7 protein-coding genes are annotated in these 11,886 nt (G+C 69.2%); 3 read left to right on the plus strand and 4 right to left on the minus strand.

Annotated elements, in window-relative coordinates; genetic code table 11:
• Window positions 1-8: 8 nt before the first annotated feature.
• The 4 genes from ACX114_RS28940 to ACX114_RS28955 all read right to left on the minus strand — a co-directional run bounded on the left by ACX114_RS28940 (window position 9) and on the right by ACX114_RS28955 (window position 6,066).
• The gene (locus ACX114_RS28940) at window positions 9-917 is read right to left on the minus strand and encodes an NADP-dependent oxidoreductase (RefSeq protein ID WP_459289793.1); all 909 of its coding nucleotides are present in this window, start codon (window positions 915-917) and stop codon (window positions 9-11) included.
• 131 nt (window positions 918-1,048) lie between these two features.
• Window positions 1,049-2,155: an alpha/beta fold hydrolase gene (locus ACX114_RS28945; protein WP_459289795.1), complete on the minus strand. Its 1,107-nt coding sequence runs from the start codon at window positions 2,153-2,155 to the stop codon at window positions 1,049-1,051.
• Window positions 2,145-3,686: an FAD-dependent oxidoreductase gene (locus ACX114_RS28950; RefSeq protein ID WP_459289797.1), complete on the minus strand. Its 1,542-nt coding sequence runs from the start codon at window positions 3,684-3,686 to the stop codon at window positions 2,145-2,147. Before ACX114_RS28950 ends, ACX114_RS28945 begins: the two co-directional genes overlap by 11 nt.
• Before the next feature lie 19 nt (window positions 3,687-3,705).
• The gene (locus ACX114_RS28955; RefSeq protein WP_459289799.1) at window positions 3,706-6,066 is read right to left on the minus strand and encodes a GMC family oxidoreductase N-terminal domain-containing protein; all 2,361 of its coding nucleotides are present in this window, start codon (window positions 6,064-6,066) and stop codon (window positions 3,706-3,708) included.
• Between the two features lie 278 nt (window positions 6,067-6,344).
• Between ACX114_RS28955 and ACX114_RS28960 the strand changes: the two genes are divergently transcribed.
• From ACX114_RS28960 to ACX114_RS28970, 3 genes are all read left to right on the plus strand, one after another.
• Window positions 6,345-8,141: a serine/threonine-protein kinase gene (locus tag ACX114_RS28960; RefSeq protein ID WP_459289801.1), complete on the plus strand. Its 1,797-nt coding sequence runs from the start codon at window positions 6,345-6,347 to the stop codon at window positions 8,139-8,141.
• Between the two features lie 166 nt (window positions 8,142-8,307).
• On the plus strand, window positions 8,308-10,137 hold the full coding sequence (locus ACX114_RS28965; RefSeq protein WP_459289803.1) for a serine/threonine-protein kinase: 1,830 nt from the start codon (window positions 8,308-8,310) through the stop codon (window positions 10,135-10,137).
• A gap of 135 nt (window positions 10,138-10,272) precedes the next feature.
• Window positions 10,273-11,868, plus strand: coding sequence for a serine/threonine-protein kinase (locus ACX114_RS28970; protein WP_459289805.1), 1,596 nt, complete (start codon window positions 10,273-10,275; stop codon window positions 11,866-11,868).
• Window positions 11,869-11,886 lie beyond the last annotated feature (18 nt).

The raw sequence follows: 11,886 nt of genomic DNA on the forward strand, positions 1-11,886 counted from the left end.
CGCGCACGTCAGTTGACGAGCAGCACCTTGCCCACGCCGCCCTGCTCCGCGACCTTCTGGGCCTCGCGCGCGTCGTCCAGCTTGAACGTCCGGCTGACGGGAATCACCAGGTCCCCCTTCGCCGCGCTCTGAGCAATCTGCTCCAGCCGGCGCGCATCTGGATGGGCCATGAAGCTGCGCACGACGAGCCCCTTCTCCTTCGCGCCCTTCGGCTCGCCCACCACGGTGCCCACGGTCCCGCCGTGCTTCACCTTGCCGAGCACCACGGCCACGGCCTCGCCGCCCACCGTGTCCGCCACCGCGTCCAGCGTGGGCAGCTTCGCGACGTCCTTCGGATCATCCAGCGCGACGACGCCATCCACGCCCAGCTTCCGGGCCTCCTCCACCTGCTTCTTCCGCACACCCGCCCAGATGCGCGCGCCCCGCGCCCGCGCCGCGAAGACCGCCGAGCGCCCCACCGCGCCCAGCGCGCCCGTGATGAGCACCGTGTCCCCCTGCGAGGGGCGCACGTGCTCCTCGATGAGCTGCGTGCCCGTCAACGTCACCAGCGGCAGCGCGGCGGCGTCCTTCAGGTCCAGGTTTTCGGGCACCTTCGCCCAGGCCTCCGTGGGCGCGACCACCGTCTCCGCGTAGCCCGCGGTCACCAGGCCCATCACGCGGTCGCCCGGCTCGAAGGCCTCCACGCCTGTGCCGACCTCCACGACCTCACCGGCCACGTCACGCCCGAGGATGGCCACCGGGAACTTCAGGTCCATCCGCCCCTTCATGTCCCCGCGGCGGATCTTCCAGTCCACCGGGTTGATGCTCGCGGCGGTGACGCGGACCTTCACCTCGCCCGGCCCCACCTTCGGCTCGGGCATCTCCTGCACCGCGAGCACATCCACGTCCCCATAGCCTTTGAGCACGACCGCTTTCATCCGGGCCTCCACGTCAACCGAGCGAGGGAAGAGACTTCCAACGTCGGCCCAACGGTAAGCACCGGTGAAGGGGCCGCCATCGTCGGCGACCGGTCGCCCCGCCTCCTGCTCCCCTGGACGGCGGCTGCCGGTCAGCGGGGCTGGAACTCCAGCGCCTCGCGCAGCACGGGGTACGTGTCGTCCGCGGCGGTGCTGCCCATGAACGTGTCCAGGTGGCCGTAGCCCGGCAGCATGCGGCGCTGGTACCAGCGCGCGCCGTTCGCCTCGCGCAGCCACTGGAAGGTGCGCTCCGTGGACGAAGGCAGGTACGTGCGGTTCTGCTCGCTGGAGACGAACGTGATGGGCCGCTGGAAGGGCTCCGGGTCCAGGTAGTCCGGCGGCCGGGCCTGCCCGTAGCGCCGCAGGTTCTCCGCGCGGCCGTAGTCGAACTTCACCGCGTGGCCGCCGCGCGCCATCTGTCCCAGGTGGCGGAACGTCAGCAGGTTGCACTTGCCGAACTGCTCCTCCAGCCGCGCGTGCGTCTCCGGGTTGAGGCGCGCGTGCCGGTACAGCCGGCCGTACATGAACGACAGCCGGTGGCACACCGGGCTGTCACACTCCATCCGCAGGAACCCGGACACCTTCGTGAAGGCCGCCTGGAACAACGGCGTGCGGGACGCGTCATCCGGCGTCAGCGAGTCCAGCCCCGCGTCCAGCAGCTCCGGCACCCGCAGGAGCGCCTTGAAGCGCGTGGAGGCCGGCGTGTGGTGGTGCAGCGCCACCTGCGACGCCACCACGGTGCGCACGTCCGGCAGGTGGCCCGCGGCCATGGACATGAAGAACGCCGCGGACCCCGCGCAGTGCACCACCGCCTGCACCGACTCCGCGCCGGTGATCTCGCGGATGCGCCGCACCGCCGCCGGCATGTCGTGGTCCGCCGCGTCGTCCAGCGTGAACTGGCGCAGGGGCAGTTGCACGCTGGCGCGCCAGTCCAACAGCCACGTGTCGTAGCCGTGGCGCACCAGGTACTGGACGAAGTTCTCCTTCAGCGTGGGCAGCATGAACATGCCGCTCCACACGCCCGCGCCGTGCACCAGCAGCACCGGCCCCTTCGTGCCACCCACGAAGCGAGTGAGCTTCAGGGGCACGCCGTCGCCCGCGAGGAAGTCGTACCGCTCCGCCATGGGCAGTCCCTGGAGCGTCACATCCTGGGACCGCGTCCGGGACATCGCCGCGCTGCTTCGGTAATCAAAAGCCATGGGCCACCGCCTCCGCGATGCGCTCGGCCACCGCGCTGATGGTCATCACCGGATGGAAACCGATGGACGTGGGGATGACGGAGCCATCCGCCACGTACAGTCCGGGGTAGTTGAACACTTCGCCCTCCGTCGACACGACGCCTCGGGCCGGCGACTCCGCCAGGTGCGCCCCGCCCAGCGAGTGCACCGTGAACGGCCGGCGGAACAGCTCCCAGGTGACGAGCGGCGCGAACGTCCCGCCGTACTGCGACGCCAGCTCCTGCATCGCGGACGTCATGCGATTCACCAGCGCCACGTTCTCGTTCGCGTAGTCCCACTCGATGTCCAGCCGGTCGCCCTTGAGCACCATGTGTCCATTGGCATTGTCCTGGCCGATGGCGAACAGGTTGCTCGTGCGCGCCGGATCCACGCCGGTGCCCAGCGGCTTGCTGAACAGCCCCTTGGCGAACGCGCCGTGCATGAGCGGCCACAGCTTCGGCCACAGCGGGCCTCCCACTCCGCCCAGCAGGCCCAACTGCGGCTGCCCCATCCCCGCGAGCACCGCCGTCGCCGGTCGGTTGAACGTGGCCGTCACCATGGTGAAGCGCGGCGCGGCGTCGAAGAAGCGCATCACCGTAGCCACGTCCGGCCCCTCCCACGGCAATATCTCCTCGCGGCTGCCGTGCAGCGAGCCCAGGAAGTCGCCGTTGCCGGAGTAGCCCCTGCCCAGCCAATCGCTCACCAGCGGCAGCGTGCGGGCCCGGTCGCGGCTGCGCAGCAGGATTTCCACCGTGCCCAGCGCCCCGGCGGACAGGACCACGCGGCTGCCCTCCACGGACGTCTTCTCCCCGGTGGCCAGGTCCTTGAAGTGCACCCGGTAGCCGCCCGCCACGCGCTGCACGTGGGACACGGACAGGCCCGGCCATACGGTGGCGCCCAGCTTCTCCGCTCGCGCCAGGTAGGTGAGGTCCAGGGTGTTCTTCGCGCCGTACTGGCAGCCGAACTCGCACTCCGCGCAGCGCTGACACGCCTTGCGGCCCGGAGCGGACGGCTCCGTCCAGGACACGGCCTCGTCCGGGTCGAAGGTCTGACGGCCCATGCGCTTCGCGGCCTGCTGGAACAGGTCGCGCTTCCTCAGCGGCTCGGACGCGGGGAACGGCTTCACGTCCAGTTCGTGCGCCACCTTGTCGTAGTAGGGGTCCAGCGCCTCGCGGCTGAAGCCCCGGGGCCAGCGCGGATGGTCGAAGACGATGGGGTCCGGCCGCACGTGGACGTTGGCGTAGACGAGCGACCCGCCGCCCACGCCGCTCGCCGTCACCGTGCCGATGCCGGACAGGAAGCGCACGTCGTAGAGCCCGCGCGCCTCCGGGCGGATGGGATGGCGCCAGAGCAGCTCATCCGCGCGCGTGACGTCCCGGGGGAACTGGCCCGGGTTGTAGCGGCGGCCCCGCTCCAGCACCGCCACGGACTTGCCCGCCTGCGCCAGCCGGAGCGCGGTGATGGAACCGCCGAAGCCGGAGCCCACCACCACCACGTCGTACTTCTTCGCCATGCCCACGATGCGTTCCCCCTCAGTCGAACTTCGCGCGGGCGAAGACGTCCCAGAGCGTGCCCATGAACATGCCGCCAAAGCGCCGCATCGCGTCCGCCTGCTTCAGCGGCGAGGACGTGCCCAGCACGGAGAACGTGGTGAGCTGCTGGAGGAAGTCCGGCAGGTGCAGTCGGATGATGCCGGTGGCGACGATGGGGCCCGTGCGCTCATGCCCCTTGCGCAGCACGGTGTAGAGCGTGGACGTGTCGCTCCACACGTCGAAGCCCGCGTCGTCGTTGACCTCCTTGTAGCCATCCAGGAGGTACGGCTGGCCGTCCACGCCGGTGAAGGGCAAGAGGTACAGCATGCGCCGCTCGTAGAAGCGCTCCGTGCCCACGAAGAGGTTGAAGACGCCGTTCTCCACCGGCGCCCCCCCGGGCGGCGTGAAGCCGCGCACATGCAGCGTGCCCTGCACGATGCCGCCGTGTGACTCCTGCGCGAGGAAGCGGTCCAGGTTGGGCAGCGTGATGGTGACGACGAACTCCGCCGTCTGCCCCGCGCGCTGCCCCGCCCGCGCCGCGCCGGCGAAGTCCTCCGGCGACGGGGGGTTCGGCTGGAGGAAGCCCTTCATCCGCTCCGTGAAGCGCAGGCCCACCACCGGCGTGGGGGACGCCACCGTGCCGCCGGGCGGAATCACCACCTCGCCCAGCGGATCCGTTCCCGGCACCACCGGCGAGGCCACCGTCTCCACCTCCGGCATCATCCGCATGCTGACGCGAGGCGGGTACGCGGGCGCGGACTTCACGGGCACGCGCTCCGGCGCCACCCAGTTCGGCGCGTCCTTCACCTGGCGGATGACCTGCTCCACGTTGCGCTCGGCCACCGCGGCGATGCTGGAGGACGGGTTGACGCCGACGCCCACCGGCAGCGCCGCGCCGTCCATGACGTACAGGCCGGGATAGCCGTGCACCTCGCCGTCGGGCGTGAGGACGCCGTACGCGGGCTCCTCCGCCATCGCGCAGCCGCCCAGGTTGTGCACGGACACCGGCAGGTGCAGCCGCTCCCAGAGCGGGTTGTAGGCGGCGCGCGTGCCCAGCGCCCGGGCCACGTCCTCGCAGAGCTGCTCCTGCGTGCGGTACAGCGGCAGGTTCGCGGGCACGTCCCACTGCACCTGGAGCTCGCGGGTGAGGGGCGACAGCGTCAGCCGGCCGTTGGACTTGTCCCGGCCCATGGCCAGGAACACGGCCTGGAAGCGGCCGCTCTCGTTCTCGATGGCGGCCATCTCCTTGGAGCGCGTGCGCAGCACCTTCACCAGTTCGCGCTGGAGCAGGTCCGCCGGGAGCGACATGGCGCGGTCCGGGTCCATGGCCATCATCAGCCCCGCCGCCTGCACCGGGTGCCCGCCCTCCTGGAAGAGGAACCAGGTCTTGTCCTTGCCCTGCCCTTCATCCACCACCATGGTGGTGGTGATGGTGGGACCCACCGCCGGGTCCCACGGCTCCTTCGTGTCGAAGGCGAAGGCGAGGAAGTCCCCGTTGGCCGAGTAGCGCGACCCCAGCCGCGCGCTCAGGTCCGGCAGCGTGCCGTGCACGTCGCGGTTGCGCAGCAGCAGCTCCGTGGAGTTCACCGCGCCCGCGCACAGGAAGACGCGGCGGGCGTCCACGGTGCGCTGCATGCCGGCGCTCGCGTGGTCGGTGAAGGTGACGCGGTAGCCCGGCGACAGGGGCTCGATGCGGGTCACTTCCGCCTGGGTGGTGACCTCCGCGCCCCGCTGCTCGGCGACCGCCAGGTAGTTGAGGTCCAGGGTGTTCTTCGCGCGGCGGTTGCAGCCGATGTCGCACTCGCCGCAGTAGCTGCAGCCCTCCTGGAGCACGCCGAACTTGTTGGGCATGGGCTCGCCCGCGGGGGCGAAGCGCACGGCGAGGTTCGGGTAGAAGAACTGCGCCTCGCGGCCTAGCTTCTTCGCCACCTCCTGCATCCGCTTCGTCTTGGGCGGCAGCCCGCGCGCGGAGGCAGTGATGGGCTGCACGTCCAGCATGTGCGCGACCAGGTCGTAGTACGGATCCAACGACTCCCGGCTGTAGCCCTCCGGCCACCCGGACGCGAACACGTCTGGCGGCGGGCGCAGGTGCACGTTGGCGTAGATGAGCGAGCCGCCGCCGTACCCCGCGGCCTGCACGACGCTCATCCCCTTGAGGAGCTTGATGTCGAAGAGCCCCTGGCGGTGCTGCCACAACCAGCCGTTGCGAGGGTCCTCGAAGTCGCGCGGGAAGCTGCCCTTCGGGTAGCGCAGGCCGCGTTCGAGCACGCGCACGGACAAACCCGCCTGCGCGAGCCGGCAGGCCGCCACCGCTCCGCCAAACCCGGTGCCGATGACCAGGGCGTCGTATGCCGGTGCCATGTTCCCCCTCCGGGTGCGGACCCTGGGGAGCAGGGATCCGGAAGCGACCCGGGAACGTCCAGGAAAGGACGGACCTGACTCTACAACGGGTCACCCCCGTTTCCTTGAGGCCGGCCCCCCTCCGTGGATCAGCATTTTTCGCTCTAGAGAACTGGATTCTCTGATCAGCGAGGATAGGTCGGCGGGCGAGCGGGCAGCGGGCTCGCTTGGACGCGCGACGTCATGGCCATGGCCCGGTACCATTGAGGGCAGACGGGCTCCCCCATGAACGCCGACGATTGCCAGAAGCGGGGTCACCGGAGGTGGTGACGGACGAGGAGATCCCAGCGACGCCATCGGTGGATCCGCTGGTCGGGTCGAAGATTGGCGAGTTCGTCATCCACGAGCGCGTGGGCGCGGGCGGGATGGGGGTCGTCTACCGGGCGGAGCACCCGCTGATTGGCAAGCACGCGGCCATCAAGGTGATGCGCGCGGAGCTGGTGTCCCCGGAGCAAGAGCAGCGGCTGCTGGTGGAGGCGCGGGCGGTGAACGCCATCCGGCATCCGGGCGTGCTGGACATCTTCAACTTCGGGACGCTGCCGGACTGCCGGCCGTACGTGGTGATGGAGCTGCTCCAGGGCCAGTCGCTCGCGGACCGGATGCGCGAGCAGGGCCGGATGGACGTGGGGACCACGGCCTGGGTGTTGGAGCAGGTCCTGGCCGCACTGGCCGCCGCGCACCGGGCGGGCGTGGTGCACCGCGACCTGAAGCCCGCGAACGTGTTCCTGATGGAGCAGCCGGACGCGGCGCCGCTGATCAAGCTGGTGGACTTCGGCATCGCCAAGGTGATGCAGGAGCACGACGCGCTGGCGCGGGCGGATGGCTCCACGCTGGGCACGCCGGACTTCATGGCCCCGGAGCAGGTCCGCGGAGGCGAGGTGGGCCCGGCCGCGGACCTGTACGCGCTGGGCGTGATGGCGTTCCACATGCTCACGGGCACCCGGCCGTTCCAGGGTGACAACGTGCAGGTGATGTTCGCGCACGTCGAGCAGGTTCCTCCCCGGGTGTCGTCACGGGTGGAGGGGATCCCGCCGGAGCTCGATGACCTGGTGGCGCAATTGATGGCGAAGGAGCCGGCGAAGCGGCCCGCGACCGCGACCGCCGTGCGGCTGAAGCTCCGGGCACTGGCGCGGCCGCCTGTGCCTTCCGTGAGCGCGGAGCCTCCACCGGCTGTAGCGGCAGTGCCCACGGCCATCGAGCCGAAGGGGCGCCGGAACGGAGTGTCCCTCGCGGTGGCGGCTGTCGCAGGGGTTGCACTGCTGGGAGTGGGTTACTGGTGGGGGTCGTCGGCGGAGCCAGCGCAAGTGATTGCGCCGCCGCGCCCCTCCGAGCAGGTGCTGGTGGACGCGAGGCCTGTTCCTCCAGTGGAGCCGCCGCCGGTCACGGCGACGCAGGCCCCTGTCGAGGCGCAGCCCGAAATCATCCCGGAAGAAGCGCCCACGGAGACGGAGACCGCGACCGCGACCCTGGCGAAGTCCACGAAGTTGCCACCGTTGCCGGCGGAGACTCCCTCCGAGAAGAAGATGGAGCAGCGGCAGGCAGGTCTGTTCAAGCTGCTGCTGGCGCGGGCGAAGGACGTGGATGCGGAGGGAGCGCTGCGCGGCAAGCTGCTCCAGCAGTACCGGGCCGCCGCGGACGCGAAGACGGACTCCGAGCGTGCGCGCATCCATGTCGCGCTGGATGACATCGAGAAGGAGCTGAACCAGCGCATCGCGCTGCATGACGCCCCTCCCGCGCCTGTCGCCGTCGCGCCCGCCGCCCCGGAGCCGCCCCGGGTCCCGGCGCTCGTGATCCCCAAGCTCCCTACCCTGCCCCAGGGCAATGCCTCCGAGCAGAAGCTGGCCCAGCGCATGGACAAGCTGGTGGCGGAGCTGCGCAAGCGCACGCAGAACCAGGACGTCGCGCCGGAGCTCACGAAGCAGCTGATGGACATCTACAAGTCCGCGGCGAGCGCCACGACCGCCACCGAGCGCATGACCGTGCATCAGGCCCTGGATGCATGGCAGGAGCGATTGACGACGCGCTTCCCTCGCTGATCATCGGGGAGGGCATCGTCGGGAGCGGACGAGAGGAAAACGACCGCCCCACTGGAAGTACGGGAAGTCCCGCGTCGACTGGCGGACGAGCGAACAACCGGCAAGCCTTCAGGGCACGCGACGGCGTCCCCTGGCTCACGGTACTGTCCTCGTAAACGGGCTTTCCATGAAGACGCGAAGAATTCCGGAGACGGGGGCACACCGGTCGCTGACGGAGCGTGAGGTGCCGGTGGCAATGGCATCCACGGCGCCGAAGGTGGATCCGCTGCTGGGGGCGCAGCTGGGTGAGTTCATCATCCAGGAGCGCATTGGCGCGGGTGGGATGGGGGTGGTGTACCGGGCGGAGCACCCCATCATTGGCAAGCAGGCCGCCATCAAGGTGTTGCGCGCGGAGTTGATGTCGCCGGAGCAGGCGCAGCGGTTGCTGGTGGAGGCGCGGTCGGTCAACGCCATCCGTCACCCGGGCATCCTGGACATCTTCAACTTCGGGTCATTGCCGGACGGGCGACCGTACGTGGTGATGGAGCTGCTCCAGGGCCAATCACTCGCGGCCGTGCTGCGCGCGCGAGGCCGGCTGGACGTGGGGACAGCGGTCTGGATGTTGGATCAAATCCTCTCGCCGCTGGGGGCAGCGCACCGGGCGGGGGTGGTGCACCGGGACCTGAAGCCGGCGAACGTGTTCATGGCGGAGCGGCCGGATACGGCGCCCATGCTCAAGCTGGTCGACTTCGGCATCGCCAAGGTGTTGCAGTCGCAAGAGGGACTGACGAACGCGGACGGCTCCGTGTTGGGGACGCCGGACTTCATGGCGCCCGAGCAGATCCGCGGCGGCACGGTGGGCCCTGCCACGGACCTGTACGCGCTGGGCGTGATGGCGTTCCAGATGCTCACCGGCGTGCGCCCCTTCCAGGGCGACAACGTGCAGGTGCTGTTCGCGCACATCGAACAGGCGCCGCAGCCGCCCTCGTCGAAGGTGGAGGGCCTTCCGCCGGAGCTCGACGCGCTGGTGCTCCAGTTGCTGGAGAAGGATCCGGCGAAGCGGCCTGCCTCCGCGGAGGAGGTGCGGCAGAGGTTGAAGTCGCTGTCCCTGGAGCGGCCTCCGGGCGCTCTGGGACCGTCCGTGTCCGTAGAGCCAAAGCGGGAGGAGCCCACGGCTCCGACGGCCCCCCGGCCGCCGGGGCTCGCGGTGATGCTCGCGGATCGCCGGAAGGTGGTACCGCTCGCGGTGGCGGCGGTCGCGGGGGTGGCGCTGCTGGGCACGGGGCTGTGGTGGACGACGCGGCCCGCGGAGGCGCCTCCCAAGGTGGAGCAGCGTCTGCCCATGCCGGAAGTGCCCGTGGTGAAGGCGCCGGTTCCGGTGGTGCCACCCGCGCCTCCCGCTCCGGTCGTGCAAGCCGAGCCCGAGCCCGAGCCGGAGGTGATGGAAGAAGAGGCGCCGGAGACAGAGGCGAAGACAGGACTGCCTTCGCTGCCGCTCACGACGGCGTCGGAGAAGAAGCTGGCGCGGCGGCTGTTCGGCTTGTTCAAGCAACAGCGGGAGCGGGCGAAGGACGTGGACGCGGAAGGCGAGCTGCGCGGCAAGCTGCTCCACCAATACCGGGCCGCCGCGGACGCAACGAAGGACTCCGAGCGCGCGCGGATCCACGTGGCGCTGGATGGCATCGAGAAGGAGCTGACGCAGCGCATCGCCTTGCATGACGCTCCGCCCGTGGTCGTCGTCCCGGAGATGCCCAAGATTCCGCCGCTGGTCCTGCCCAAGCTGCCCACCCTGCCCCGGACCAACGTGTCTGAGCAGCGATTGGCCCAGCGGTTGGACAGGCTGGTCGCGGAGCTGCGCAAACGCACGAAGGGCCAGGACGTCGCGCCGGACCTCACGAAGCAGGTGGTGGACATCTACAAGTCCGCAGCGAACGCCACGACCGCCACGGAGCGCATGGAGGTGAACCAGGCACTGGATGCGTGGCAGGAGCGATTGACGGCGCGCTTCCCTCGCTGATCATCGAGGGGACAGGAAGTCAGACAAGACCCCGTGGGTCACTCCATGGGTTGGGTCCGCGTCGCGAGTACCCCTAACGCGTAGAGATTTGAACCTGACAATGAGCCAGGGCAGTCTGCAAACACTGGCTCTCTCATGAAAATTTCGCTCCCCACCAGAGACGACAAGGGGAAGTCCGGGCGTAAAGCCCGGCCGAACGCCCCCATGGACTCACTCCTAGGCACCCGGCTGGGTGAGTTCACCATCGAGGAGTGCATTGGTGAGGGCGGCATGGGTGTGGTGTACCGGGCGGTACACCCCCTGATTGGGAAACAGGTGGCCATCAAGGTGCTTCGGTCGGAGCTGGACTCAGAGCACTTGGTGCACCGCCTGCTGACGGAAGCGCGTGCCGTCAACTCCATCAAGCACCCAGGCATCGTCGACATCTTCGGGTTCGGAAGCCTCCCGGACGAACGCCCCTACGTCACCATGGAGCTGCTTCAGGGGCGACCGCTCTCTGACTTTCTCCGGTCGAATCGCCCGATGGAGTTGGCAAGCGTGGTCTGGGTCATGGACCAGGCCCTGTCCGCGTTGGGTGCTGCGCATCGGGCAGGCGTCATTCATCGGGACCTGAAGCCCGCGAATATCTTCATCGTTACGGGTCCGACGACCCCACCCGCAGTCAAGCTGGTCGACTTCGGAATCGCCAAGTTGATGGAGTCCCGTGAGAACCCCATGACCTCCGAGGGCACCGTCCTCGGCACACCTGAGTTCATGGCGCCGGAGCAGATTCGTGGTGCCCGAATCGGTCCAACCTCGGACCTCTATGCGATGGGTGTCCTGTTGTTCCAGATGCTGACCGGCTCACGTCCATTCCGAGGTGATCCGGTCCAGGTGATGTTCGCGCATATGGAGCGGACCCCACCGGTGCCCTCCTCACGGGTCTCTGGAATCCCCTCGACCCTTGACGCGTTGGTTCTCAATCTCTTGGAGAAGAATCCCGCTTCGCGGCTTTCCTCCGCTGAGGCGGTGCGGGAACAACTCAGGCGCATCCCGCTGAGCACGGCACCTCACGCACCCTCAATCCCAACCAGCGCCCCAGACACAGAGGATACGCCGACCTCTGAGACGACCTTCACCTCTGAAGCGCTGAAGGCTCTCAAGGGAGGTTGGGAGTTGGCGGCCGCACCAGAATGGTGGGTTGCGCCGGTCCTTCTGGTGTTTTGCCTGGGAGCGACCGCGCTGAGGCTCCAACCCGCGAAAATAGAATCCGAAGACCCGGACTCCGTCTCACGCCAGGCCGGAACGCGATTCGAGATAGCACTCAAGCAAAACCGCACATCCACAGCGAAGCCTTTAGCGGCCCCCATAGCGGCTTTGGAAGGGCCCATCGTGGTTGAGGCAAAGTCCACGTCTGCGGTTGTCTCCGAAGTGGAAGACGCACCCACACAACGCGCAATTCGCGAGCGCGTCGCCCTGGCGAGGCCCAAGGCCCGGCCGCTCGTGCTGCCACCGCTCCCCACGCTGCCCCGGACCAACGTGTCTGAGCAGCGATTGGCGCAGCGGTTGGACAAGCTGGTCGCGGAGCTGCGCAAACGCACGAAGGGGCAGGACGTCGCTCCGGACCTCACGCGCAAGCTGGTCGGCCTCTACACGGAGGCCGCCAAGGCAGAGACCGCCACTGATCGCATGACAGTGAATCAGGCGCTGGATTCGTGGCAGGAGCAGCTGACAGCACGCTTCCCTCGCTGATCATTGCGGAGACAGGAA

The sequence above is a fragment of the Corallococcus sp. M7 genome (assembly GCF_054512695.1).

What these genes read in the sequence shown, in the direction of transcription:
- ACX114_RS28965 (WP_459289803.1), top strand. Translation starts at nt 8,308, where the DNA reads ATGAAGACGCGAAGAATTCCGGAGACGGGGGCACACCGGTCGCTGACG.
- ACX114_RS28945 (WP_459289795.1), bottom strand. Translation starts at nt 2,155, where the DNA reads ATGGCTTTTGATTACCGAAGCAGCGCGGCGATGTCCCGGACGCGGTCC.
- ACX114_RS28950 (WP_459289797.1), bottom strand. Translation starts at nt 3,686, where the DNA reads ATGGCGAAGAAGTACGACGTGGTGGTGGTGGGCTCCGGCTTCGGCGGT.
- ACX114_RS28955 (WP_459289799.1), bottom strand. Translation starts at nt 6,066, where the DNA reads ATGGCACCGGCATACGACGCCCTGGTCATCGGCACCGGGTTTGGCGGA.
- ACX114_RS28970 (WP_459289805.1), top strand. Translation starts at nt 10,273, where the DNA reads ATGAAAATTTCGCTCCCCACCAGAGACGACAAGGGGAAGTCCGGGCGT.
- ACX114_RS28940 (WP_459289793.1), bottom strand. Translation starts at nt 917, where the DNA reads ATGAAAGCGGTCGTGCTCAAAGGCTATGGGGACGTGGATGTGCTCGCG.